At 63.8% G+C, this 25194-nt stretch carries 24 protein-coding genes, 1 tRNA gene and 1 pseudogene; 7 read left to right on the forward strand and 19 right to left on the reverse strand.

The genetic code is table 11. The features are described from left to right. Window positions 1-47: 47 nt before the first annotated feature. Entirely contained in the window at window positions 48-1868 is a 1821-nt protein-coding gene (locus DFR34_RS01145) for a LysM peptidoglycan-binding domain-containing protein (RefSeq protein WP_110389308.1), read from the forward strand. Between the two features lie 116 nt (window positions 1869-1984). On the opposite strand, the gene DFR34_RS01150 is transcribed toward DFR34_RS01145, so the two are convergent. Further along, on the reverse strand, window positions 1985-2380 hold the full coding sequence (locus DFR34_RS01150) for a hypothetical protein (RefSeq protein ID WP_110389309.1): 396 nt from the start codon (window positions 2378-2380) through the stop codon (window positions 1985-1987). Between the two features lie 694 nt (window positions 2381-3074). Between DFR34_RS01150 and DFR34_RS01155 the strand changes: the two genes are divergently transcribed. Next, the gene (locus DFR34_RS01155; protein ID WP_110389310.1) at window positions 3075-5276 is read left to right on the forward strand and encodes a malate synthase G; all 2202 of its coding nucleotides are present in this window, start codon (window positions 3075-3077) and stop codon (window positions 5274-5276) included. Window positions 5277-5478: 202 nt separating this feature from the next. Here DFR34_RS01155 and DFR34_RS01160 read toward each other — a convergent pair whose 3' ends face one another. The 3 genes from DFR34_RS01160 to DFR34_RS01170 all read right to left on the reverse strand — a co-directional run bounded on the left by DFR34_RS01160 (window position 5479) and on the right by DFR34_RS01170 (window position 9271). Further along, entirely contained in the window at window positions 5479-6705 is a 1227-nt protein-coding gene (locus DFR34_RS01160; protein ID WP_110389311.1) for a multifunctional CCA addition/repair protein, read from the reverse strand. 10 nt (window positions 6706-6715) lie between these two features. After that, window positions 6716-7654 carry a complex I NDUFA9 subunit family protein gene (locus DFR34_RS01165; protein WP_110389312.1) on the reverse strand — a complete coding sequence of 313 codons (939 nt, stop codon included), beginning with the start codon at window positions 7652-7654 and terminating at the stop codon, window positions 6716-6718. Window positions 7655-7798: 144 nt separating this feature from the next. Further along, window positions 7799-9271, reverse strand: a complete 1473-nt coding sequence (locus DFR34_RS01170; RefSeq protein WP_110389313.1) for a methyl-accepting chemotaxis protein — start codon at window positions 9269-9271, stop codon at window positions 7799-7801. A 343-nt stretch (window positions 9272-9614) separates the two neighbouring features. On the opposite strand from DFR34_RS01170, the gene DFR34_RS01175 reads away from it, so the two are divergent. Then, window positions 9615-9704: transfer RNA gene (locus tag DFR34_RS01175), tRNA-Ser, on the forward strand. A gap of 132 nt (window positions 9705-9836) precedes the next feature. Further along, window positions 9837-10682, forward strand: a complete 846-nt coding sequence (locus DFR34_RS01180; RefSeq protein ID WP_146215023.1) for a 23S rRNA (adenine(2030)-N(6))-methyltransferase RlmJ — start codon at window positions 9837-9839, stop codon at window positions 10680-10682. A 102-nt stretch (window positions 10683-10784) separates the two neighbouring features. On the opposite strand, the pseudogene DFR34_RS17470 reads toward DFR34_RS01180, so the two are convergent. The 12 genes and pseudogenes from DFR34_RS17470 to DFR34_RS01240 all read right to left on the reverse strand — a co-directional run. Further along, a pseudogene (locus DFR34_RS17470) lies at window positions 10785-10910 on the reverse strand (GIY-YIG nuclease family protein); the annotation flags it as partial. Then, on the reverse strand, window positions 10907-13240 hold the full coding sequence (hypF, locus tag DFR34_RS01190; protein WP_211309249.1) for a carbamoyltransferase HypF: 2334 nt from the start codon (window positions 13238-13240) through the stop codon (window positions 10907-10909). The gene hypF and the pseudogene DFR34_RS17470, both read right to left, overlap by 4 nt. After that, window positions 13240-14175 carry a hydrogenase nickel incorporation protein HypB gene (hypB, locus tag DFR34_RS01195; RefSeq protein WP_110389315.1) on the reverse strand — a complete coding sequence of 312 codons (936 nt, stop codon included), beginning with the start codon at window positions 14173-14175 and terminating at the stop codon, window positions 13240-13242. The genes hypF and hypB overlap by 1 nt, the downstream gene beginning before the upstream one ends. A 580-nt stretch (window positions 14176-14755) precedes the next feature. Next, complete coding sequence (gene hypA / locus DFR34_RS01200; protein ID WP_110389316.1) at window positions 14756-15097, reverse strand: hydrogenase maturation nickel metallochaperone HypA; 342 nt, start codon at window positions 15095-15097, stop codon at window positions 14756-14758. Next, window positions 15090-16133, reverse strand: coding sequence for a hypothetical protein (locus tag DFR34_RS01205; RefSeq protein ID WP_110389317.1), 1044 nt, complete (start codon window positions 16131-16133; stop codon window positions 15090-15092). The genes hypA and DFR34_RS01205 overlap by 8 nt, the downstream gene beginning before the upstream one ends. Then, window positions 16130-16573, reverse strand: a complete 444-nt coding sequence (gene hybE / locus DFR34_RS01210; RefSeq protein ID WP_110389318.1) for a [NiFe]-hydrogenase assembly chaperone HybE — start codon at window positions 16571-16573, stop codon at window positions 16130-16132. The genes DFR34_RS01205 and hybE overlap by 4 nt, the downstream gene beginning before the upstream one ends. Beyond that, window positions 16570-16776, reverse strand: coding sequence for a rubredoxin (locus DFR34_RS01215; protein WP_110389319.1), 207 nt, complete (start codon window positions 16774-16776; stop codon window positions 16570-16572). The genes hybE and DFR34_RS01215 overlap by 4 nt, the downstream gene beginning before the upstream one ends. Then, a complete protein-coding gene (locus DFR34_RS01220; protein WP_110389320.1) occupies window positions 16769-17629 on the reverse strand; it encodes a hydrogenase expression/formation protein in 861 nt (286 codons plus the stop codon). The genes DFR34_RS01215 and DFR34_RS01220 overlap by 8 nt, the downstream gene beginning before the upstream one ends. After that, window positions 17626-18078, reverse strand: coding sequence for a thioredoxin domain-containing protein (locus tag DFR34_RS01225; protein ID WP_158281708.1), 453 nt, complete (start codon window positions 18076-18078; stop codon window positions 17626-17628). The genes DFR34_RS01220 and DFR34_RS01225 overlap by 4 nt, the downstream gene beginning before the upstream one ends. Beyond that, window positions 18075-18395, reverse strand: a complete 321-nt coding sequence (locus DFR34_RS01230) for a HypC/HybG/HupF family hydrogenase formation chaperone (RefSeq protein WP_110389321.1) — start codon at window positions 18393-18395, stop codon at window positions 18075-18077. The genes DFR34_RS01225 and DFR34_RS01230 overlap by 4 nt, the downstream gene beginning before the upstream one ends. A gap of 3 nt (window positions 18396-18398) precedes the next feature. Next, window positions 18399-19019: a HyaD/HybD family hydrogenase maturation endopeptidase gene (gene hybD / locus DFR34_RS01235; protein WP_110389322.1), complete on the reverse strand. Its 621-nt coding sequence runs from the start codon at window positions 19017-19019 to the stop codon at window positions 18399-18401. Between the two features lie 282 nt (window positions 19020-19301). Continuing rightward, window positions 19302-19523: a YMGG-like glycine zipper-containing protein gene (locus DFR34_RS01240; RefSeq protein WP_110389323.1), complete on the reverse strand. Its 222-nt coding sequence runs from the start codon at window positions 19521-19523 to the stop codon at window positions 19302-19304. Window positions 19524-19695: 172 nt separating this feature from the next. Here DFR34_RS01240 and DFR34_RS01245 point away from each other — a divergent pair, with 172 nt between their 5' ends. The 3 genes from DFR34_RS01245 to DFR34_RS16705 all read left to right on the forward strand — a co-directional run bounded on the left by DFR34_RS01245 (window position 19696) and on the right by DFR34_RS16705 (window position 21780). Next, window positions 19696-20145: an AtaL-like protein gene (locus DFR34_RS01245; RefSeq protein WP_273479694.1), complete on the forward strand. Its 450-nt coding sequence runs from the start codon at window positions 19696-19698 to the stop codon at window positions 20143-20145. Between the two features lie 26 nt (window positions 20146-20171). Continuing rightward, window positions 20172-20522, forward strand: coding sequence for a hypothetical protein (locus tag DFR34_RS01250; protein ID WP_110389325.1), 351 nt, complete (start codon window positions 20172-20174; stop codon window positions 20520-20522). 433 nt (window positions 20523-20955) lie between these two features. Then, on the forward strand, window positions 20956-21780 hold the full coding sequence (locus DFR34_RS16705) for a hypothetical protein (protein WP_146215025.1): 825 nt from the start codon (window positions 20956-20958) through the stop codon (window positions 21778-21780). Window positions 21781-22023: 243 nt separating this feature from the next. On the opposite strand, the gene DFR34_RS01255 is transcribed toward DFR34_RS16705, so the two are convergent. The 3 genes from DFR34_RS01255 to DFR34_RS01265 form a co-directional block, all read right to left on the reverse strand. Further along, on the reverse strand, window positions 22024-22833 hold the full coding sequence (locus DFR34_RS01255; protein ID WP_110389326.1) for a restriction endonuclease: 810 nt from the start codon (window positions 22831-22833) through the stop codon (window positions 22024-22026). A 173-nt stretch (window positions 22834-23006) separates the two neighbouring features. Next, complete coding sequence (locus tag DFR34_RS01260; RefSeq protein WP_110389327.1) at window positions 23007-24428, reverse strand: aminotransferase-like domain-containing protein; 1422 nt, start codon at window positions 24426-24428, stop codon at window positions 23007-23009. A gap of 60 nt (window positions 24429-24488) precedes the next feature. Continuing rightward, a complete protein-coding gene (locus DFR34_RS01265) occupies window positions 24489-25091 on the reverse strand; it encodes a LysE family translocator (RefSeq protein ID WP_110389328.1) in 603 nt (200 codons plus the stop codon). Window positions 25092-25194: the final 103 nt, after the last annotated feature.

Genomic DNA, 25194 nt, shown 5'->3' on the forward strand with positions numbered 1-25194 from the left:
AGTAAAACTAGCATCGCTGCAACTTTGAAAATAAAGGTCATTTTGGCATGAAACGACTGGCCCCGCTGACACTGGCGCTCTCACTGGCTTATTCCGCTGCCCAGGCGGGGACATTCTCCTCTTATGACGATGCCTCGCTGCAAGTTGGCCAGCAGCTGATGCAAAGCAATGGCCTGCTGCTGCGCAACGGCGACGACGTCTGGAAGCGCATCCGCGAAGGCTACCAGCTCACCGAAGTGGACAGCGAGCTGGTGCGCCGCCACGAGCGCATGTACAGCGCCAAGCCGGAATACCTCAAGCGCACCTTGACCCGTGGCCAGCGCTATCTGTTTCACATCATGAACGAAGTCGAGCGGCGCGGCATGCCGACCGAAATCGCCCTGTTGCCGCTGGTGGAAAGCGCCTTCAATCCCACCGCGGTATCCGGCGCCAAGGCCGCCGGCCTGTGGCAGTTCATGCCCGCCACCGGCCGCCACTATGGCCTGGAGCAAACCTTCTGGTACGACGGCCGCCGCGATGTGCTGGGCGCCACCAACGCCGCGCTGGATTACCTGGAAAACCTCTACGCCATGTTTGGCGACTGGAATCTGGCGCTGGCGTCCTACAACTGGGGCGAAGGCAATGTCAGCCGCGCGCTGGAGCGCAATCGCGCCAAGGGCCTGCCGGAGACGTTTGAAGCCATCCGCATGCCCAACGAAACCCGCAACTACGTGCCCAAGCTGTTGGCCGTGCGCAATATTCTGGCCGAACCCGAGCGCTTTGGCCTCAAACTGGACAAATTCGACAATCGCCCGTATTTCGTGGCGGTGAGCACCGGCAAGCATATGGACATTGACGTCGCCGCCAAGCTGGCCGGCATGTCGCTGGACGAATTCAAAGCCCTCAACCCGGCGTTTAACCGCCCGATCTACGCCCACAAGCCTGGCCGTCAGTTGCTGGTGCCGGCCAGCAAGGCCGAGCTGTTCGAAAAAAATCTGGCCGAATACCGCGAGCCCCTGCTCTCCTGGCAGGTATACACCGCCCAGGCCGGTGACAATATCGACGAACTGGCCCAGCGCCACGGCATGAGCGTGGAGCGCCTGCGCAATGTCAATGGCCTGGCCAGCAACAGCCTGGCCCCCGGCCAGCCGCTGCTGCTGGCCGCGCTGAGCAGCCAGACCGCCAGCCCGGCGCCGGCCGCGCTGAATACTGATGTGGACACCACGCCGGACACTTACGTCTCGCCGCTGCTGACCGCCAACGCCGGCGCTGGCGCCGCCGTCGAACGTCTGGCCCAGACTGACAGCAAGCCTGCCGTGGTGCGGGTGAGCGCCGACAGCGAAGCCAAACCGCGCCCGGCCACGGTGGCCAGCGAACCGGCCCGCGCCGTGCAAACCGCCGCTGCCGACGCCAATGGCGGCAGCACCCGCCGCGTCAGCGCCGTGCTGACGCCCTCGCCGGCCGTGACCAGCAATACCGTGGCCAGCAGCGCCGATACCCCGGCCACCAGCCGCCACACCGTGGCGCCGGGCGACACGCTGTACAATATCTCGCGCCGCTACAACCTGAGCGTGGCCGAGCTGAAAACCCTGAACCAGCTGGATGGCGAAGCCGTGAAGCTGGGGCAAACCCTGGCGGTGAAGCTGATGGCTACCGCCGTGGCGGCCGCCGCGCCGTCGGCCTCGCCGGCCAAGGCTGACAAAGCCGACAAGCCCGAGCAGAAGGAAGTGCGCAAAGAATACGTGGTGCAAAGGGGTGACACCTTGTTCAGCATCGCCCGCAAGTTCAATATCGACCACGACGACCTGAAAAAATGGAACCCCACCCACGCGCTGGCGCGCCTGCAACCGGGTTTCAAGCTCACCCTGTGGACCTCAGGCGTGCGTTGATGAGGTTGTGAAACAGACGACGTAAAAAAACCGCCGCAGGTGCCAACACCTGCGGCGGTTTTTTTACACCAGCGCCTGACGGCGCTGACTGCCCTACACGGCGCAATACGCGCCGATCAATTCACCAGGCCCGCATACGCCAGCCCACCGCTGGCGCGACCCAGCGCGGTAAAAAAGCGCGAGGTATTGCGGATTTCCTGTTGCAAATAATCGCCCCAGGGTTTGGCCCAGGCCGGTTGGCCGCAGGCATCGTACATCAGCTGCCACTGGCTGACCTGTGCTTGCAGCGCTTGCACCGACAAGTCATGGCTCAGGGCCAGGCTGTCGCTGAAGCCAATGCAGGCCAGGCGCTCGCGCTTGCGCTGCCACGGTTTTTCACGGGCGGCTTCGCGCATCACGCGCAGCATCGAATCACCCACGCGGGTATAACAGGTTTGTTGCTGGCGCAGGGCATGCAAGGCGGCTTCATTGCCCAGCGCAACATTGAGGGAGGCTACGGCAGGATAGTCCATGATGCGTCCTTTCCAAATTTGTGCATTGCAACATCACTATACGTGAAACTACGGCAAACAGCAAAAAGCCTGGCCGATTTTTTGTCGGCAATGTCGCTTACACGCAAAAGAAATGTACTTAAAAACCAAATATTTCCACATTGACATCAGGGTTAAGCAGAATCCATGCCAATGGCTAGGCGCAGCGCACCAACCGCCACATGCATATTGCAAAGCAACATAAAGCAGCCACAGCGCTCCCACAATGTGACCATGGTCATCGCCCGGCCCGGCAGGCTTTCCGCCCACGTCAACTTCAGGCCGACAAACTACAAAAAAGCGACGCGCTATTTGGAATAGCGGACAGTTCATGCAACAATACCGCGTTATCCAAACATGCCGCGCACGTCAGCGCCGCGCCCGCTTCGGCGGCGCGGGGAAGCGGGCCACAAGCCCTGCGCCCGGCCAGAACCTGTTTGTCAGCCACAACAGCCGCACAGCCTGCTCAACGCGCGCTGGCCCACCGCCAGCCGCCACACCCCGCCGTTGACAGCGCTTGCGCCGCCGCGCCCCTGGCGCGGACACACAGCAGCCCACGACGCCCGCCGGACGTCGCCGCGCCAATGCGCGCAGCATGGCGACGCCCAAATAGCCGGGCGCGATGGGCCGCGCCGCACAGACATCGAAAAAACTTATTGATTTGAAAGGTTGTTTCATGACCGCACGCACCCCCCTCCACGGTCTGCAAGTCGCCAACGAGCTGCATCGTTTTGTTGAAGAACAGGTGCTGCCCGGCACTGGCGTGAACAGCGAGGCCTTCTGGGCCGGCTTTAGCCAGATTGTCAGCGACCTGGCCCCGAAAAACGCCGCCCTGCTGGCCGAGCGCGACCGCATCCAGGCCGAGATGGACGCCTGGCATCAAGCTCACCCCGGCCCGATTGCCGACATGGCCGCCTACCAGGCCTTCCTGGCGCAAATCGGCTACATCGTGCCGGCGCCGGCCGAGGTGCACGCCACCACCAGCAATGTGGATGACGAACTGGCCGTGCAAGCCGGCCCGCAACTGGTGGTGCCGGTGCTGAACGCCCGTTATGCGCTGAACGCCGCCAACGCCCGCTGGGGCAGCCTGTACGACGCCCTGTACGGCACCGACGCCATCCCGGAAGACGGTGGCGCCGAGAAAGGCGCTGGCTACAACCCGGCGCGCGGCGCCAAGGTGATTGCATTCGCCCGTCAGTTCCTCGACCAATCCGCCCCGCTGGCCGGCGCCAGCCACCAGGACGCCGCTGGCTACGCCATTGTGGACGGCCAACTGGCGGTCAAGCTGGCCAATGGCGGCAGCGCCGCGCTGGCCAACCCGGCCCAACTGGTGGGCTACCAAGGCGACGCCGCCGCCCCCAGCAGCGTGCTGCTGGTGAACAACGGCCTGCACATCGACATCCGCATCGACCGCAGCACCACCATCGGCGCCTCGGATGCCGCTGGCGTGGCCGACGTGGTGCTGGAAGCCGCGCTGTCCACCATTCTTGACCTGGAAGACTCGGTCGCCGCCGTGGACGCCGAAGACAAAGTGCTGGGCTACAGCAACTGGCTGGGCATTCTGCGCGGCACGCTGACCGAAACCTTCAGCAAGGGCGGCAAGGCGCTGACCCGTGGCCTGAACCAGGATCGCGTGTACACCGCCGCCAACGGCCAGGGCGAAGTCACCCTGCACGGCCGCAGCCTGCTGTTTGTGCGCAACGTCGGCCACCTGATGACCAACCCGGCCATCCTGTGGGGCGCAGAAGGCAAGGAAATCCCGGAAGGCATCATGGACGCGGTGATCACCACCACCATCGCCATCCACGACCTCAAGGGCCTGGGCCAATCCGGCCTGAAAAACTCGCGCAAGGGCTCGGTGTACATCGTCAAGCCCAAGATGCACGGCCCGGCCGAAGTGGCCTTTGCCTGCGAACTGTTCAGCCGCGTCGAACAACTGCTGGGCCTGCCGGAAGCCACCGTCAAGCTGGGCATCATGGACGAAGAACGCCGCACCTCGGTCAACCTCAAGGCGTGTATTGCCGCTGCCGCGAACCGTGTGGCCTTCATCAACACCGGCTTCCTCGATCGCACTGGCGACGAAATGCACACCGCCATGCTGGCCGGCCCGATGATGCGCAAGGGCGACATCAAAACCAGCGCCTGGATTGCCGCCTACGAGCGCCGCAACGTGCTGATCGGCCTGCAATGCGGCCTGCGCGGTCGCGCCCAGATCGGCAAGGGCATGTGGGCCATGCCGGATCTGATGGCCGAGATGCTCAAGCAGAAGATCGGCCACCCCAAGGCCGGTGCCAACACCGCCTGGACCCCGAGCCCCACTGCCGCCACCCTGCACGCCCTGCACTACCATCAAGTGCTGGTGGCTGACGTGCAAAAAGCCATCGAAGCCAGCGGCGACGCCGACAACGCCGACGTCACCGCCAAACTGCTGGCCGACCTGCTGACCATCCCGGTGGTCGCCGAAGCCCAGTGGAGCGACGCTGAAAAGCAGCAAGAAATCGACAACAACATCCAGGGCATTCTGGGTTACGTGGTGCGCTGGGTCGATCAAGGCGTGGGCTGCTCCAAAGTGCCGGACATCAACGACATCGGCCTGATGGAAGACCGCGCCACCCTGCGCATCTCCAGCCAGCACGTCGCCAACTGGCTGCACCACGGCGTGGTGACCGAAGCGCAAGTGCGCGAGAGCTTCGCCCGCATGGCCGCCAAGGTGGACGGCCAGAACGCTGGCGATCCGGCGTACCAAAGCCTGGTGGCCAACCCGGACGGCGCCGCCTACCAAGCCGCGCTGGAACTGGTGTTCAAGGGCAAGGAACAGCCGAGCGGCTACACTGAGCCGCTGCTGCATGCCTGGCGGTTGAAGGTGAAGGCGGCTTGAGCTTGCCACGCTGACTGAGCGGCCGCTGTGGGTTTGAGCTGCGGCGGTGAAGCCAAACAAAAAGCGCCGAAGTGGCGCTTTTTGTTTTTAGAACCGCTCACCAAACCTTCCTGACCTTAATTGCCGTTGTCTGCGGTCGTGCGCCTGACCAGGATCGCTGTGCTGGGTGTTGTGAGCGGCGCTTATGGCCTGTGACGCGCGCTCACTTCCCCAATCGTGCTTTTTCCCCCGCCACCGCCGCTTCCCGCGCTGCGTCCACCGCCTTGGCAATGTCCGCCGGATTGCTGCATTGGCGGGCGATGGCGCCGGCGTCCACGCTTTGCGCGGCTGTAAGCAGGGCGGCCAGGTAGTCGGCTTGCGGGTAGGGGCTGTCGGCAAAGCCCAGGCGGCCACGGGCGTCGGCGCGGCAGGCGGCCAGCAGTTGGGCAAAGCGCGCAGGGCGGCGCAGGGCGTCGGCGCGTTTGAACAGTTTCAGCACGGTGTCGGCGCGCAGTTCGTGGGCGCGGTGCACCAGGGTGTGTTCGGCGCACATCAGCAGGGCCAGTTCGCGGCATTCCACTGGCGCGCGCAGGCGTTCGCACAGGGCTTTGAGTGGGGCGAGGCCGCGTTGTTCGTGCATCAGGTGGCGGGGCAGCACGTCGGCCGGGGTGAGCGCCTTGCCCAGGTCGTGGGTGAGGGCGGCAAAGCGCACGGGCAGCGGCTGGTTTTCTTGCGCGGCGTAGTCCAGCACCATCAGGGTGTGCACGCCGCAGTCGATTTCCGGGTGGTAGTCGGCGCGTTGCGGCACGCCCCACAGCGCGTTGATTTCCGGGGCGATGCGCGCCAGCGCGCCGCAGTCGCGCAGCACGGTGAACATGGCTGAGGGCGTGGTTTCCATCAGGCCCTTGGCCAGTTCTTGCCACACCCGCTCGGCCACCAGCGCATCCACTTCGCCGTCGGCGACCATCTGTTGCATCAGCGCGCGGGTTTCCGCCGCCACGGCAAAGCCATAGCGGGCGGCAAAGCGCGCCAGGCGCAAGATGCGCACCGGGTCTTCGGCAAAGGCGGGGCTGACGTGGCGCAGCAGGCCGGCGCGCAGGTCGTCCTGGCCGTGGTAGGGGTCGATGATGTCGCCGTCGGCGGTTTGCGCCATGGCGTTGATGGTCAGGTCGCGGCGGGCGAGGTCTTCTTCCAGGGTGACGTCGGGCGCGGCGTGGCAGACAAAGCCATGGTAGCCCTTGGCGGTTTTGCGTTCGGTGCGCGCCAGCGCGTATTCCTCGTGGGTGCGCGGGTGCAAAAACACCGGAAAATCCCGCCCCACCGGCTTGAAGCCGGCGGCCAGCATGGCCTCGGGCGTGGCTCCCACCACCACCCAGTCCCGATCCGGGGCCGGGCGGCCCAACAGGCGGTCGCGCACGGCGCCGCCCACCATATAACACGTAAAGTTCATGCCTGCCGTTTCAGCGCCGCGCCAGACGGCGGAAGCTGTCGTAACGCGCGCGCGGGGTGTTGCCGGCCAGCCAGCCCGGCGCAATGCTGGTCAGCGCGGCGGGAGCAAAGCCAAAGGTTGCCGAGGGAAAGCCCTGCGCGCTGACATTGTCGTGGCGCAGCGAGCGCACATTATCGCGCGACATCGGCGGCTTGGGCAGCCTTTCCATCAGCGCCGCCTGCGCCATGGCCAGCCCTTCCGGCAGGCCAAACACTAGGCGCGGGTGGCCGGTGAGCTGGCCGACATAGCGCACCAGCTCGGCCAGGGTGAAGGTTTCCGGGCCGGCCAGCTCATAGCGCTGGCCGTGGGTGTCGGCGCGGTCCAGGCAGTCGGCCAGCACATGGGCGACGTCTTCCACCCACACCGGCTGAAAGCGCGTGCCGGCGCCGGCCAGCGGCAGGCAGGGGGCCACGGCCAGCAGGTCGGCAAACAGGTTCAAAAAGCTGTCGCCCCGACCAAAAATCACCGAGGGGCGAACAATGGTCCAATCCAGCCCGCTGGCCATCAGCGCGGCTTCGCCCTTGGCCTTGGTTTGCTGATAATCCGAGGCGGCGTCCACCGCCGCGCCCAGCGCGCCCACCAGCACCAGCCGGCGCACGCCCTGGCGCTGGCAGGCGGCGATCACGTCTTGCAGCAGCCCGACATGGGCGCGCTCAAAGTCTTGCCGGCTGCCGTGCAAAATCCCCACCAGATACACCGCCGCGTCCTGCCCGGCCAGGAGCGCATCCAGCGATTCGGCGCCGCCTTCGTGCAGGCTGACGCCCGGCAAGGTGGCCAGCGCCTTGCAGCGCTCGCGCCGACGGGTGAGCACGCGCACCTGGCGCTGACGGCGCACCAGCCATTCGATTAAATGCGTGCCGACAAAACCTGTGCCGCCAATCAGGGCGATGTGTTGCGGACCAGAAGACATAAAGCACTCCAAAAAAACCGCGTAACGAGAGCTTCATGATAGCAAGGAATTGTGACTGTCACAGCCAATCGGCTGAGCACTGCGCACAAAACCTGCCGGGTGTGCTTGCATGGTGCCGGTATGGTCCGGGGTGAAACAGCGCGCTCAGCGCCCCGCCTCCAGCGTGCGCACGGTGTCGCCCAAATCCGCCATCAGCTTGTCCAGCCGGCGGGTAGCGCCAGCGATGATTTCGGTTTCGGCCGACAGGCTTTGCGTGGATTGGCCGATTTCTTCGATGTCGCGGGTGAACTCGCGGAATCCTTCGGTTTGCGAGCGGCCGGATTCTGACACTTTGGCCAGCACGCGCGACAGATTGCGTGTGCCGCCGATAATCGCCGCCAGGCTATCCTGCGCGCTGCGGGCGTGGCTGGCGCCGTGGGTCATTTTTTCGTTGCCGTCGCGCATCGCCACCAGGGCGTGGTTGGTGCCGCTGACAATCAGGGTGACTTTGTGGTCGATGTCCTTGGTGGCTTGCTGGGTGCGTTCGGCCAGCTTGCGCACTTCGTCGGCCACCACGGCAAAGCCGCGCCCGGCTTCGCCCGCGCGGGCGGCCTCAATCGCCGCGTTCAAGGCCAGGAGGTTGGTCTGGTCGGCAATCTCGGCAATCATCTGGGCAATGCCGCTGACTTCGCTGCTGCGCCGGCCAAGCTCTTCCATTTGCGCTGCCGCACGGCCAATCACCTCGCTGGCCTCGGTCAGCCGGCGCATGGCGCTGTCCATCACCTCGCCGCCGTCGCCGGCCTGGCTTTCCGCCTCGCGCGAAACATTGGCCGCCTGGCTGGAGGCGTCGGCGTTTTTGCGCGTCATGGCGTCCATCTCCTGCACGGCGCTGACCATATCGTGGGTGCGGCGGGTTTGCTGGTTCATGGTGGTGGCCATCATGTGCGCGGAATCGGCGATTTCCTTGCTTTCGCGGCTGGCGGCGCGGATTGAGCGGGTGACTTGCTCCAGCATGCGCGCCAGGCTGGCGTGCGAGCGCTCGGCTTCTTCGCGGGCTTGCTCCAGCTTGGTGAAGCCCCGGCTCTTGGCGCCTTCAAAAGCCAGCACCAGCGCCAGCACGACAATGGTCAGGCCAATCAGTGATTTGGCTTGCAGGCTAGGCAAGGCCTCGTGCGGAATCGGCGACACCGGCAGCCAGCCGGGTTGATCGTGCGCCAGCAGAAATAAACCAATGGCGGCAAAGGTGAGCACGCTCCACACATAGCCGGCGCGACGGCCCGAGACAAACACCGCCGCCACCGGGATGCAGGCATACCAGATGATCGAGGTGGACATGATGCCGTTGTTGACATACACCATCCAGCTGACCATGCCAAACATCACCGTGGTGACGTATTCCGCCGCCAGCCACACCCGGCCGGTGAGTTTGAGCAGGGCGATGGCCAGCACCATGCCCACGCCGCCCAGCACAATGCCGTGCGCCATCGGGTAGTGGTGCAGCTTGTAATAAGACAAGGCAAACAGCGGCGCCAGGCCGCCGGCCAGCAGCGCCACCATGATCACGGTGCGCGCCTGGATGGCTTCGTCTTGTTCGAGTGTGTCCGGGAGCAAACGCTCCAGCATGGATTTGGCCGCCATGTTTCCCCTCTTTCCTCGCGGTGGTGCAGTCGCGTGCTTGTGCGCGACGGTCTGGTGTGTGGCTGCACAGCGCATGCTGTTGAGAATTTTTTGCGTTGCAATACAAGTCACTGCACGCAATCATGCGTCTGTTTGGCGAGGGGATTATGCCCCTTTTTTTCAGCAAATCAAACGGGTGTTTGAGTTATTTTGTTGTTGCACTGCGATGGATTGGCCAAATCCGCCACACTGTGGCGCGTGTCGCCAGCACCACAAGCAGCGGGCCAAATCGGCCTGAGTCAATTTTTTCTGCAAGAACCGCTTGCCAAAACTGAAAACCATGTCTAAGATACGCATCTCTTTTGGAGAGATGCCGGAGCGGCTAAACGGCCCTGACTCGAAATCAGTGGGGGACGCAAGTCCCACTAGGGTTCGAATCCCTATCTCTCCGCCAGCATCACCGCAAAAGCCCTTGATTTTTCAAGGGCTTTTGCTTTTTGTGCGCCACGTCCCGCTTAGGCTGGCCTTCGCACCTGGCGCGCTGCTTATCGAAATCAGTCGCCGCCCGGCGGCCAAAGGACTCGCCATGCTCAGCTACCGTCACGCCTTCCATGCCGGCAACCACGCCGATGTGCTCAAGCACTGGGTGGAAATCCTGCTGCTGGATCACCTGGGCCGCAAAGACAAACCTTATTGGTATATCGACACCCACGCCGGCGCTGGCGCCTATGCGCTGGACAGCGCCTACGCCAGCAAAAACGCCGAATACAATACTGGCATCGGCCGGCTGTGGACGCGCGACGACCTGCCGCCCTCGCTGGCCGACTATGTGGCGCTGGTGAAAACCTTCAATCCCGATGGCCAACTGCGCGCCTACCCCGGTTCGCCGATGGTGGCGCAGCGCCGGCTGCGCGCCAGCGACCGCATGCGCCTGTTCGAGCTGCACAGCACCGACCACGGCCTGCTGGCGGAAAACTTCGCCCACGCCCAGCGGCAAACACGCATTGAGCACGCCGACGGCTTTGATGGCGTAAAAGCCATCCTGCCGCCGCCGCCGCGCCGCGCGCTGATGCTGATCGACCCCCCTTATGAGGATAAGCGCGACTACGCCCGCGTGCTGACCTGCCTGAAAGAATCGTTCAAGCGCTTTGCCACCGGCTGCTATGCGGTGTGGTATCCGCAATTGCAACGACTGGAATCGCGCGACCTGCCGGAAAAACTCAAGCTCTTGGGCGAGATGGATTGGCTGCACGTCAGCCTGTCGGTGCAAACCCCGTCGGCCGACGGCTTTGGCATGCACGGCAGCGGCATGTTTGTGCTGAATCCGCCGTGGACGCTGCCGGAAGTGTTAAAAGCCGAGCTGCCGTATCTGGTCAAGGCGCTGGGGCAGGATGCCGGCGCGCGCTACACGCTGGACTGGCGGATTCGCTAACAGTCACCAACTAAACTCAGCGCTGCGCGCCTGGCATGCAGCCGCAGACAATACCAGCAGTACGGCAAGACCGGGTAACCATGCATGGCGGATTTGGCGGGCAAAGCCTTGCGCCGTGCCTTGCCGGTGTAGCCAGATGCGCGGCGCCAAGTTGGACGTCACGCCGATGTACAGCGTGCCGTTGCCTTGGCTGGCCAGGATAGACACCGCTGGCGCGCGTCTACTCATCGGCCGAGGTGTCGCGCCACCCACGCTTGCCCCAGGCTGACGCCGCCGTCGTTGGGCGGCAGTTCAATGGCCAGCAGCGGGGTGAGGCCGGCGGCGGTGAGTTGGGCGCATAGTGCGTCCAGCAGGGTGAGGTTCAGGCAGACGCCGCCGGCCAGCGCGATGTGGCGCACGCCTTGGCGCTGGCTGGCAGCATGCGCCCAGTGGGCCAGCGCCGCCGCCAGGTTGGCGTGCCACAGCGCGGCGCTGGCGTGGGCGTCGTTGAGGGCGCTGATGCGCGCCAGCAGCGGGCGCAGGTCCAGCTCGGATGCGTCATCGGCCAGCCGCCACAGCGCCGGATCAGGCGCGGGCCAGGGGCCTTGGGCGTGGGCTTCCAGTTTTTGCGCGGCTTCGCTTTCGTAGCTTTGTTCGGCGCAGACGCCGGCCAGCGCGGCCACGGCGTCGAAGGCGCGGCCCAGGCTGCTGGTGGGCGGGCAGTTGACGCCGCGCGCCAGCATGGCGGCCACCGCCGCCGCGCCAGGGTGCATCGCCAGCCGGGCGGCGATGTCGGCTTCGCGGTGGCCCAGCGCCGCCAGCGCGCTGGCGGCCATGCGCCAGGGTTGGCGGGCGGCGATGTCGCCCCCGGGCAAGGCCAGCGGGCGCAGCCGGCCCAGGCGCTGGCAGTCGGCGCCGCGCACGCGCAGCAGCTCGCCGCCCCAGGCGCCGCCATCGTCGCCCAGGCCAAAACCATCCAGCGCCAGGCCCAGCACTGGCTGCTCAGCCGGCCAGTGGTGTTCGGCCAGCACAGCGGCCAGGTGGGCGTGATGGTGTTGCACCGGGGCCAGCTCGGCGTCAAAGCGCAGGGCCAATTCAGCGGCCAGCCGCGACGACAGTGCGTCCGGGTGGCGGTCGTGGGCGATGCGCGTGGGTTGCGCGCCGGTCAGCGTCAGCCAGTGACGTACGGCGTCTTCCAACACGTCCCAGCTGTCCGGGTGATCCAGGTCGCCCAGATGCTGCGAGGTGTGCCAACCACTGCCGCTGGCCACGGTGAGGGTGTTTTTCAGCTGTGCGCCCAAGGCCAGCACCGGCTCGCCAGGCGCAGCAGCCAGCGGCGTCGGCGTGCGGCCCCGGGCGCGGCGCACCCACACCTGACGCGCGCCGCGCACCGCCAGCACGCTGTCGTCACAGCGGGCGACAATCTCGCGGTCGTGCAGCAAAATAAAATCCGCCAGCCCGGCCAGGTCGCGCAGCGCCTGGGCGTTGTCGGTAATCAACGGCGCGCCGCTGAGGTTGGCGCTGGTGAACACCAGCCGCAGCGGGTGCGGCTGCGTCAGCCAGTCCACCCCGCTGGGGCGGCCGGCGGCTTCGTGAAACAGCAGGTAATGCAATGGCGACATCGGCAGCACCGCGCCTACCCGGCTGACGCCGGGGGCAATGCCCGGCCAGAGGGCGTCCAGCCCGGCGCGCGCCGGGCTGAGCACCACCGGACGGCTGGGGTCGTTCAGCCAGCGCGCCGCCAGCGGGGCGATGTCGGCCACGTCGGCCAATGAATCAGCATTGAGCGCCATCACCGCCAGCGGCTTGGCCGGCCGGCGCTTGCGCGCGCGCAGCATGGCCACCGCCTGCGGCTGGTCGGCGTCGCACACCAGATGAAAACCGCCCACGCCCTTGATGGCGATAATCTGCCCGGCGCGCAGCAAGGCCACGGTGTGCGACAGCGCATCGCCAGCCACCGGGCTGCCGTTCAGGTCGCACAGGCTGAGCCGGGGGCCGCAGTGCGGGCAGGCAATCGGCTCGGCATGAAAACGCCGGTCAGCCGGCTGGCGGTATTCGCCGGCGCAGTCGGCGCACAGGGCAAAGCCGGCCAGGCTGGTGTGGGCGCGGTCATACGGCAGCCGGCGGCTGACGCTAAAGCGCGGGCCACAGTCGGTGCAATTGATAAACGGATGCCGCCAGCGGCGGTTGCTGGGGTCGAACAGCTCGGCCAGGCAGGCCGGGCACGGGGCCAAATCCGGCGGCAGGCGCGCGCCGCCGCCTGCGCCGGGCTGGCTGTCGATCACGGCAAACCCCGTTTCTCCCTGACACGGCTGCACGCTGAGTTCAGCATGGTCCACCTGCGCCAGCGGCGGCAGCGCAGCAGGCAGCGCCGCCAGCCAGGCGTGCAGATCGGCGCGCGCGCCTTCCAGCTCGATGCATGCGCCGTCGCCGTCATTGCGCACCCAGCCGGCCAGCGGCCAGCGCTGGCTGAGCCGCCAGATCGCCGGGCGCAAACCCACGCCCTGCACCCCGCCCAGCAAGCGCAGCCGCAGCCGCGCCGGATCGGGCAGCGCCGGGCAGGCCGGCAGCCAGGCCATCACAGCCCCTGCGCGGCCAGTTGCGCTTCCAGCGCGGCAATGCGCGCCTTCAGCTCGGACACCGTGTGCTGGCCCGCCTGAATCACCTCGCCGCGCCGCGCCGCCAGCCACGCCAGCCAGGCGTCCATGCCCTCGCCCGTGCGCGCCGACAATTGCAGCACTTCAATGGCCGGATTCACCCGGCGGGCGTAATCAATGCAGGCGGCCACGTCAAAATCCAGATGCGGCAGCAGGTCGATCTTGTTCAAAATCATCAACCGGGCGGCGGCAAACATATCCGGGTATTTCAACGGCTTATCTTCGCCCTCGGTCACCGACAAAATCGCCACCTTGGCGGTTTCCCCCAGATCAAACGCCGCTGGGCACACCAGATTGCCGACGTTTTCAATAAACAACACGCCCTGCTCATCCAGCGGCAAACGTTGCAGCGCCTCGCCCACCATATGCCCATCCAGATGACAGCCCTTGCCGGTGTTGATCTGCACCGCCGGCGCACCCGCCGCGCGAATGCGCTCGGCGTCGTGGCTGGTTTGCTGATCGCCCTCAATCACCGCCACCGGCATCTGCGGCAACAAACGCGCCACCGTCGCTGCCAGCAAGGTGGTCTTGCCCGAACCGGGGCTGGACACCAGATTCAGCGCCAACACACTGCGCTCCTCCAGCCAATCGCGGTTGCGCTGGGCGTATTGGTCGTTTTTGGACAGGATATCTTGCTCAATCTTCACCATCCGCGCCTGACTCAAGCCCGGCGCATGCGCCCGCGCCGGCCCCGCGCCATAATCCAACGCCCCTTCACTGGCCGACACAGGCGACGGCGCAGCGGCGGCAGCCGGCGCAGCCGCCGGCTTGCGGCCCAAGGCGCGATAATTGAAATGACCGGGCGCCTGCCCGTCGATATGGACCTGATCCGGGCCACAGCCACATACCGTACACATAAGGTTCTCCTTGTCGGCCCTGCTCCGGCCTGCCTGTTGCTATCCGCGCCGACCACGACGCGCATCCTGCTTGCCCACTGATCGCGGCAAGTATTGTTATTTTTTATGGACTGCTTTTAAAACCAAAAATCAAACAAAATCAAAAACCTGGATTCCCGCCTGCGCGGGAATGACGGGGAGACGCAGCGGTAAGATATTAAACGAGCGCAAGACATTTAAATTGCCAAGCATTAAATAAAACACCTGCAACACCAAGCAAGCCAACTATTCAAGCACCGCCCGTCGCGCCTAGCCGATTTACCCCCCGTGTGGCGCGCTGAGCATCGCAGCCGGACAGGGAGGTGTCCGCCACGGCTAAGCGGCGGCGTAGCCGACGCGCCATTCCGTGGCGGCCCTGGCCGGCGAGAAGCGCAAGGCGCCCGAAGCCGCAGGCGCAGGGCGCGACGCCCGGGTCGCCTTTCTTTCCCCTATTTCTTTGGCGAGACAAAGAAATAGGGTCGGGTGTGGGGTGAAACCCCGCCCAAAATCAACCCCAGCCCCTCTGCGCGCAGCGCAGCCAACCCACCCCCGACCTACAATCTCACTCCACCTCCAACTCCGCCACCCGCAACGCATCTCCGCCACTCACCTGCAACTGATGACTGCCGCACAGCGGGCAACCACTCACCCGATCCCGCACCTCCACCGCCTGCGAACACGCCAGACACCACCCCTGCGCCGGCTGGCGGCGGATATGCACCTGTGCGCCTTCCATCAAGCTCTCGCGCATCACCACATCCAGACTAAACGTCAGCGCCTCGACCTCCACCCCGGCCAGCTCGCCAATCTCCAGCCAAATCGCCTTCACCCGGCTGAACCCCTCCGCCTCGGCGTGGCTTTCCACCAGGCTGACAATGCTTTCCGCCAAGGACATCTCATGCATATTGACGGCTATCCCTGATCATCAATTGATACTCCACACACGGATCCAGCCACAGCGCGGCGCGGCGGGCGGCGGCTTCGGCCTGCTCGGGCAACACGCGGTCCAGCGCCGCCGCCCAGGCCCCTTGCGGATGAAAATTCCAGGCGGTGGGCGGCAGGATGCGCCAGTCGGCCACCTGGCCGTGGGCGTCCACCGCCACCGCGTGCAGCAACAGGCCGCGCGCGGTGTCCACCGCCGCCACCGCCCGCTGCGGGTCCAGCGCCACCGCACGCGCCTGATAGCCGGCGCGGCCCTGGCTCAGCCGCACCAGCTCAATCAGCCGCGCCAGCATGCGCGCGGCCGGCCAGTATTCGGCGGCAAACAGGCTGGCCACCCAGTTGGCCTGGCGCGCCAGCGGGCCGGTTTCAGCCGGGCTGCCCACCCAACTGGGGGTTTGGGCAAATTGATCGTCGTCCAGCAGCTCACGGCCCAGCGCGGCCAGCTCGCCTTCGCTCGGAAAACTCAGCAAGGGCATGCCGCCGCAGGATTCGGCCATCAGATCCGCCAGCCGCCAGGCGTATTGGGTGTGGCGCTGGCGCGCCCAGGCCAGCCAGCCGTGATAGCCGCGCGCCAGCCAGTCGGCGCAGGGTTCGCCCAGCACATAGTCTTGCAGCGCCTGGCCCAGCGCGGCGGGCTGGGCGCGCACGGCGGCGACAAAGTCGGCGTCCGGGCTGTCGCCGCAGGCCAGCGGCCAATCCAGCGCCACCCGGCGCAGGATGTCCTGGCGGGCTTCGGCTTCCAGCTCGGCCAGCGCCTCGGGGCGGGGCGCCGCCGGGCCGTGCAGCGCCTGGGCGGCCAGGTCGGCGGCCAGCGCGTGGGCGCGGCGGCACACGGCAAACAGCGGCGCCAACCGGGCGGCGGCGTCAGCGGGGGCAGCGCCGGCCAGCAGGCGGGCGGCCAGCGGCGGGCGGGAGAATTCGCTATGGCAATGGGTGACGGCGGCGCCGTCGTGGGTCAGCGTCAGGGTCAGGCGGCCAGCCAGGTGTTCAAGGGTCATGCGCGCAATCCAAACAGCCGCCGCCGCGACAAATCCGGCGCGGGCGCGGCTGGAAACAGCAGGTTCATCACTTCCTCGGCCGTGGCCCGCGCTGCGTCCTGATGGGCAAATTGCCACATCGGCGAAAACAGCGAAGCTTGGCGGTAATGGCCGAGCGCCGGCTCGAAAGCGCCATGGAAATCCACCGCGCCATCGGGCAGGGTCAGGCTGTCCACCGCGTGCGCGCCCAGCGGCGCAAACGGGGTGACCCCGGCCAGCGCCAGCAGATTCATGCTCCACGGGGTGATCAGCACGCCCAGCCAGCTATCCTGCCACAAGCGAAAGCCCACCGTCTCCACTGTCAGCGCCGGATTGAGCAAGGGCACGTCGGCCATGCGCTCGGCCTGGATGCGGCTGAACACCTCGCGCAGACGGGCGGAAGGATTGCCGTGATGGATCATTCCAGCACCATGAACTGGTCACGCGCGCCGTCGCACACCGGGCATTTCCAGTGCGCCGGCAGCTCGGCAAACGGCGTGCCGGGCGGAATCTGCCAGACATCGTCACCCAGCGCCGGGTCGTACACCCACCAGCAGATTTTGCATTCCAGCCGGGCGTCGGCCGGCAGTCGGCCGGCGTCGCCCAGGTAGCTGCCTTCAAACATGGTCAAACGCTCCGCACAGCCAGTGGTGCGCCTCGCCCAGCCGCTCGGCAGAATCGGCGATGTCCTCGCCGTCGGCCAGCGTCACATCGGGGATGCGGGTGATTTCCAGGGTGTCCAGCAGCAGGGTGTTCATGGTGTTGAAATACTGCACCCGCCAGACATGGGTCAGCGCGGTGGCCAGCACCCGGCATTTGCCATAGCCGCGCGAAAAAATCCCCACCGCGCCTTCGCCGACCAACTCGGTGATCCAGGCCAGGTCATCCGGGGTGACCGGCAGCAGGGTGAAGTTGATCACATGCGGGCTGTCCAGCGCCTGGCGCTGGCGGGCCAGCAGCTCGGCGCCGATGGGCGCGGCGTTCATCAGCGTGGCTGGCATTGGCGGCAGCGCGTCCAGCCAGCGGCTGGCGGCCTGGGCGCGCTCGATCAGCAGCTCGGGAATGGGGGCCACTTCCACGCTGTCGCCGGTTTGCTGGCCATTGGCGTCAAAGCGGCACACCCGCCACACCCCGGCAAACACCGATTCCTGAATGCGCGCCTCGCCGCCGTCGGCCAGCAGCGCCTTGGCGCTGACTTCGCCCTCGCCCAGCACCTGATTCACCAGCGCCAGCTCTTCGCTGTTCAGCCCGGCCAGCTCGCGCACGCAGCGCTCGCCCGGCTGCCAGCGCGCCGCCAGCGCGGCCAACTGGCCAATCAATTCAATGGCGCGGCCCAGGTGGCTGACGTCTTCCGAACTGGGCAGCGCCGGCATGATAAAGCTCTCGACTTCGCCGGGCAGCGGCATATAGGCCAAATCCGGGTCTTCCGGTTGCGAGCCCGCGCCCAGGGCCACCACAGGCAGAGGAAACGGTTTCATGCGCAGCCTCCTGCATTCGGGCCGGCCACCTTGATGCCGATGCTGGGCGCGCGGCCCACCGGGCGGGCGCGCATCTCGTGGACTTCGTGCAGGTATTCGCCCCAGCTGCGCAGGCCGGCCATCACGCCGACATAGCCGCCATCGCGCAAAAACAAAAACGCCGGGTATTTCATCACCCCGTAGCGCGTTTGCAACTCGGCGTTGCCGGCGGGATCGACCACACAGGGGGTGAGCGGCAGACCGCTGTCTTTCAGCAGCTCGGGCAAAATCACCGCCGCGTCGGCCACTTCCGGCAGCTTGGTGGGGTCGTCCACACAGAACGCCACCACTTCGCCGTGCTGGCGAGCAAAATCGGCCAGCGCATCCACGCTGAGCAGCGGCCAGCCGCGCGCGCTCAGGCGCGACAACAAAGCCGGCAGGGCGGCAGAAACAGAAACAGGGGCAGTCACGCAGCGGACTCCTTGGCGGGCAGTAAAAATTCGGGCAATTGCGGTTCGCGGTTGATCAAATCGGCAAAGTGCGCGTCCAGATCGTGTTCGCCGTCCAGCGCGGCGGCCACCGCCGCCAGCGCGGACTGAATCTGCGCGGCGGTCTGTTCGTCGATCACCTCGCGCGCCGCGCCTAAAAAGGTCAGCAGCCAGTCGCCCGGCTGCGGCGCGGCAATCAGGCCGATGTCGATCAGCGCTTCGCCGCCGCTGGCGTCGCGGCACCACACGGCAAACGGGGATTCCAGCCGCAAGACTTGCATTGGCACACCCACACACATGGCTTAGCCCTCCCCTTGCGCCAGCACGCGCGCATCGCCCACCCGACAGGCGGCCTCGGCGCTGGGCCGGCCGGCTTCGTAGGGCAACAGCGCCAGGCTGGCGTCGTGCAGGCCGTCGGCGGCCGGCGCCTGGCGTGCGGCGGGATACACGCCCCAGCCGGCCAGGATGTCCAGCGCGCGCGCCAGCGCCAGCGGCAACTGCGCGCGCACCGGCGCAGTCAGGCTGCCGCCGTAGTCTTCCAGCTCCACCGGCTGCACGCCCACCAGCGCCAGCCGGCACGGCGACTGACCAGACAACTCGGCCAGCGCCAGCACCTCGGCAAAGCCGGTTTGGTGCAAGCTCATTTTTTTGGCGGTGAGATAGGCCGGCACGGCATCGTCGGCAAACACCGCCAGCTCGCCCGGCGCCAGACCGGCGTCGATGGCGTCCAGAATCAGCAAATGGCTGGCCGCCTGCACAATCGGCAATAGCGCCAGCCCCTGAGTGCCGCCATCCACCAGCTCGACCTCGGCCGGCCACTGCCAACCCGCGTGCAGCGCCTCTACCGCGCGCACGCCAAAGCCCTCGTCGGCCCACAGCAGGTTGCCGATGCCCAGAATGACAATATGAGAAGAATCCGCCATGTGCACAGGCCCAGACGTGTTACAGATGGCGTAACACAGACACAAAGCGTGCCATGGCCGGTTAAAGCAGGAGAATGGGAATTGTGGCGTGAAATCAGGCCACTGGCGGAACAGAAAGGGAAAGCCTGAGGATTTTTGCGGTTATGTGCTTTGCGGTTTATCAGCCAACTGCAAGACAGATAACCACTTGCCAGCAGGATAATCTGGCATCACACCATCTCGGCGGGGTGCGACCATGCCGTCACCCCGCTGCGTGAAGGCTGGCCGAGCGGCCAGCCGGGATTATTTTTTCTTGCCGCTGTCGCCCTGGCTGCCAATCACGCCGCCCACCACCGCGCCACCCACGGTGCCCACCGTGCTGCCGCCGGTCAAGACCGAGCCGGCCACGCCGCCCACGGCAGCGCCAATGGCGGTGTTGCGCTGGCGTTTGTTCATGTCGGCGCAGCCCGTCAGGCTGGCGGTCAGCAACAGGGCACACACCCCGATACTCAGCATGCGATTCATCGAACATCCTTTCCCGGCGTCGCGCGCCGTTTATCAAAGCCACAAATAGGGCCGCGCCATCGGGCAAAAAGTTCCGACGGCCTCCCTTTGTGCGGCGAATGGTTTTACACTGGCGGCTGTTTTGCGTCCAGCCAAATAAAGGACTGTTGTGTACTTCGAGCATGTTATCCAGGTGAACGACCTGAACAACCCCATGGCCACCACCCTCTCGCGCCAGGTGCTATGGCGTGGCCTGGTGCGCCGCGCCGAGCGGCCGCAGGATTTTCTGCCCGACCTGGCTCACGGCGACATCATCGCCCGTGGCGAAGACTGGTTCGACCGCGTCGTGCGCCTGGGCACCCTGCACGTGCGCGACCGCGTGACCCTGCAAGCCGAACACAGCCTGCGCCACGACACCGCCGCCGGCGATGGCTACCCGGCCAGCACGCTGACCATCAGCATTGAAGAACCCGAACCCTTGTCGCTGTTTGTGCGCTTTGTGTATCAATCCACCCTGCCCGAGCACACCCCGCCAGGCAGCGAAGTGGATTACGTGGCCTACCTGAAATCCGCCTATCAGCAAATGGACACCGAAGCCATCGCCACCCTGCGCCAACTAGCCGAAGCCGGCGAACTGGATTGACCCTTCACCCCGCAAGGATTGCCACGATGAATGTTCGCCTGTGCGCGCCGCTGCTGGCGGCGCTAAGCCTATCCCCACTCGCCCTGGCCGACACCCCCGCGCAACGCTGCCAGGATTTGCTGGAAAGCGGCATGCGCATGGCCGGCTGGGAACAACACTGCCAATTTAACGCCGGCGTCGCCCCCGCCCTGCGCGCCGCCTATATGCAAGCCGGCTGCCCCGGCATCATCAAGGACGACACGGTAGACCGCACCGTGCGCCAACTGGACGCCGAACTGAACGGGCAAATCCAGCGCGCCGGCAGCGAAGCGGCGTTTTGCACGGCCGTGCGACCGGCGTATGAGGATATTGTGGGGGCGATGCCGAGGGGGAGGTAGGGAGCATTGTAGGAATGGGGGCGAACAACGGCGAGCAAACAAATGTTGATTGAGATGATCGGGTGGCATTTGGGTAGAATGCGATCAAGAGACTCAAGGCTTGCTAATTTTTAGCATTGGCATAAAATATGCTATGATGATTGTTTAAATTGTACAAGTGAACCCTGTTTATAGATTAAAATCTAAGATAAGTGTATTTGCACAGCCTGGCCAGAGAGATTAAAATGTAAATATCATAAATTTTAACAGCAAATTCGCCAAGCCTATCGATACCTGCCTTGCTAAAACACTTGGTCCTGGAGTGCCTAATTCCTGGTTATATTCTATCGTACCAAAAAGAAAGCTGGGCTTGCCCACATATGGGCTTACCCACATAACTTTTTAATTCAAAAAAGCAGTGCCCCCCTTTTGTTTTATTTTTCTGGTAGCTTATATGTCTAGATTATCTGCTTGTACAATGATTGCATGGAGCATTGGAGCCCTCCTGATTTTTTCTATTTTTTCAAGTGCAATTGGCTTAAAAAGCCCCTTGCTCGTTTTAAATGAAAACCAAGTTCTTTACTTGTTCTCAACATCCGCTCAAGTAATTGCCGCGATTTATGGTCTAACACTCACCGGATTTCTTTTCTTTCGAAATGAATTGACCCGCGAAGTTACGGAAGATGAAACTCTCGCTGAAGCAATTGATCAACTCAAGTCTCGATACTTTGTGCTACTTGTATTTATAAGCATATTGGTTTTTTTAATGCTTGCCTTGGCAAATATTATTATTTCCTATGAGGCATCGCCTTATACAAATCAGACTACAATTCTAATCAATATCGGGCAATCCACATTTGTTGTTTCATTTCTTGCTATTGTGCTATTCATCTTCGATGTCGTTGCGCCTCAACGTATCGAAAGTGCCAGTAGAAACATCCAGGACCAATTAGACCCAAAACAAGCCAATGAAAAACCGGGCGACATAAGCGAATTTCTTCGCAATTATAATGAAATCGAAATTTTGCTCAATGAGGCTGGCAAGTCTTATCTATCGACCACCGCTGAATTCAAGAGATCGCACAGGGTATCAAATATACGCTTAGCTGAAATGCTATTTCGCAATGAGCAAATTGACTCAGCCCTCTATCAACAACTTCGAGAGCTCATAACTCTTCGAAATGTAATTATTCACGGAGCTGAGCCAGTCGTTAGTAAAGCGCTCGTTAAAAACTCTGCTGAGGTACTTTGTAAATTAAAAGCGGTGGTTGGTAACTAATAATAGACAAGGCTAAAAATGGCGATTTACTCAAAGCAGTTAATTCACGGCCAGAGTATTTTTTGAGATATTCTGTGGTATTAAAATTCAACCCCTACGGAGAACCGGAAACCTTATCCATCCGATGTTAGCAACGAAGAATGGGCATTCGTCGCATCGCACTTGATCCTGTTTTTCCATGGGCACAGAGCAGCACAAACACCCCACCTCCTAAAAGGAAGTGAAATTGGGTGCTGGGTTAACTTAATTTAAGCGGTAACTAGATATCCAGCCAAGCACATCATTTATATCCCTCAAGTCCATATCCCATTTGCTTCGCGAACCCTCATTAGCGAAGCAAATGGCTTCGGAAGTGAATGACGAAGTAGTTGCAATGATGGATTTGTTGGGGCCGCCATTGCCTGAATGAACCCCATATAGAGCACGAACAATACCAACGTCAACCTTGTTTTCTGGGGCGAATTTTTTGCACTCAATAAAATAACGAGTTTCTATCCCCATTGAATCTCTTTGAATGGCAATGATATCTTTTCCTCCATCCCGTGTTCGCTTTGTTAGCTCAACACCAAAACCCTGCCGCCTAAAAACCTCAGCAATAATTTCTTCAAATTCTCTGGAGGAGATTTTATAGATGTGGCTATTGTTCTGCTGAATCAAATGTATTAGTTTCGGAATGGTGCTATTTATATCGGATAGCTCTGTAATTATCCTTTTGTCGGGAATGTGAATCTTAGGTTCTGGAAACGTATAGATCGGGCTTTCATCGGCATGCTCTATAAATGGCACTCCGTTACAATCGACACCCGTGGAGTTATCAATTACGTAACTAAGAAAGCCTGCTGGATATTCTGTAGCATCAAACGAAACCTCAAATTCTGAACGGCAATTGCGACAAGAGAAGGCCTGGAAAATTTCGTAGTTACTCTCTTCCCCCATGCCATTTTCGTGATATTCACCCCCATAGCAATTTACATCCAAATCAGAAACATTGATTTCATGCTCGGTGCCACATTTATTGCAGGTGGCAATGATTACGCCATCAAAATGCCACATCGAAGAATAGCTCCTCTTAAACCTAACGTAAAAATCACCTACAAACTCTAGGGAAATATCCCACCCTAGATTCCCGCCCTCTCCAGAATGACGCCTTCTTCAGCGCACCCTTATCAGCCTAACCAAGCAGCCATGTTAAACCCCACCCACTTTACATAGCAAGCGCCCCCCCCTCACGCCAACCGCAACCGCCTCTCCCCCAGTGCGTCCAACCCCTCCCGCAAGCACGCTAGCACCGCCGGGTCACTGGCGTAGGCGGCGTGCAGGCGCAGGTGTTGTTGGCCGCCGCCGCTGGGGGAGAACAGCGTGCCGGGGGCGAACAGGATGCCGGCGTCGGCGGCGCGGCGGGTGATGGCGTCGGCGTGCAGGCCGTCGGGCAGTTGCGCCCACAGGAACACGCCTTCGCCATCGGCGTGCGGCAGGGTGACGCCGCATTCGGTGAGGGCGGCGATGCTGACGCGGCGGGCGCGGGCCAGGCGTTCGCGCAGGCGTTCGGTGTGGCGGCGGTAGTAGCCGCTTTCCAGGATGTCGGTGATCACTGCTTCGTTCAGCGCCGAGCCGGACAGGGTGCTCATCACTTTCAGTTCAATCAGCTTGTCCAGCCAGGTTTTTGGCGCGGCCACATAGCCCAGGCGCAGGCCGGGGTTGAGGGTTTTGGAGAAACTGCCGATGTAAAACACCCGGTTCAGGCCGTCGATTTGCGCCAGGCGCATGCCGGGCTGGCTGGCCAGTTCGCCATACACATCGTCTTCCAGCACCAAAAAATCATGGCGTTCGGCCAGCATCAGCAGGCGGTGCGCCACTTGCGGCGAGGTATTGCCGCCAGTGGGGTTGTGCAGCAGGGTTTGCGTGAACAACAGACGCGGGCGGTGTTCGCGGGCCAGGGCTTCCAGGGTGTCCAGGTCGGGGCCGTCGGCGCAACGTGGCACCGGCAGCACCTGCATGCCCAACGCGCGCAGTTGCGCGTGGATCATGAAATAGCCGGGGTCTTCCACCAGCACGCTGTCGCCGGGGCGCAGGCAGGCGCGCAGCACCAGGTCAAAGGCCTGGGTGGCGCCGTGGGTGATCAGCAGTTGTTCGTGCGGGATGGGCAGTTGCAGTTGCGCCAGGCGCAGGGCAATTTGCTCGCGCGCGGCCGGGTGGCCTTGCATCGGGGCGGGTTGGCTGGCAAAGGGCTGACGGCGCAGGGCGCGGGTGAGCACGGCCGGGGCCAGGGTGTCTTCCAGCCAGGCTTCGGGCAAAAAGCCCGAGCCGGCCGGCACTTTATAGCGGCTGCCGCCCAGCACGCCCTGCACCAGGCCCAGCGCGGTGTTGGGCAGCAATTGCGGGTCGGCGGCGGCCACCAGCGCCGGCGCGCCAATGCCGGGCCGGCGGCACACAAAATACCCGGCGCCCACCCGCGAGCGGATCACCCCGCGCGCCAGCAGGCGGTCGTAGGCGTTGACCACGGTGAACACGCTGACCTCCAGCCGCGCCGCCAGCTGGCGCACCGAAGGCAGCCGCGCGCCTTCGCCCAGCCGGCCGCTGTCGATGGCGGCTTGCGCCTGATTGACGATTTGTTCGGTGGCGGGCAGGGTGGGGTCCAGGGTGAACATGGCTTTCTCGTGTATTCAGCAGCCGCCCGTCGGGCGGCGGGCGGGGTGGGTGAAGTGGCGCTAACGCCACACCAGCATCGCGGCGGTGCCCACCAGCAGGGCGGCCATCAGTTGGTTGAATTGCCGCAGCCGTGCCGGCTCGGTCAGCGCCCGGCGCAGCATGGCGCCAAACAAGGTCCACACCGACACGCAGGGGTAGTTCACCACCACGGCCACCAGGGTCACCCAGGCGGCGCCGGCCAGCAAGGGCCAGTCCGGCGGCAGGAACAGGCTGGCCACCGAGGTGGCCATCACCCAGGCCTTGGGGTTGATCCACTGAAACCCGGCCGCTTGCCAAAAGCTTTGCGGCCGCTGCAAGGCCGCCTCACCCGCGCCGCCCGCGCCCAGCATGCGCCAGGCCATCCACAGCAGATACGCGCCGCCGGCCCAGGCCAGCAGTTGGTGCAGCCAGGGCCAGCGCACAAACACGCTGCCCAGGCCCAGGCACACCAGGCCAATTTGCGCCGAATGGCCCAGGCTGACGCCCAGCAGATGCGGCAGGGTGCGGCGATAGCCAAACGCCACGCCCGAGGCGGTCAGCATGACATTATTCGGGCCGGGGGTGATCGACATCACCGCCATATAGGTGGCCAGCGGCAACATCCAGGAAAGTGAGACAGTCATTGCATCAGTCCTTTGCAAGCCATGAAGAATACGCCCCCATGCTAGGGGGCGCAGGCCAGCGCGGACAGTGACAGTGAGCGCAGACTGTGTGACAGAAAAAACA

Source organism: Rivihabitans pingtungensis (assembly GCF_003201855.1).
Lineage (GTDB): Bacteria > Pseudomonadota > Gammaproteobacteria > Burkholderiales > Aquaspirillaceae > Rivihabitans > Rivihabitans pingtungensis.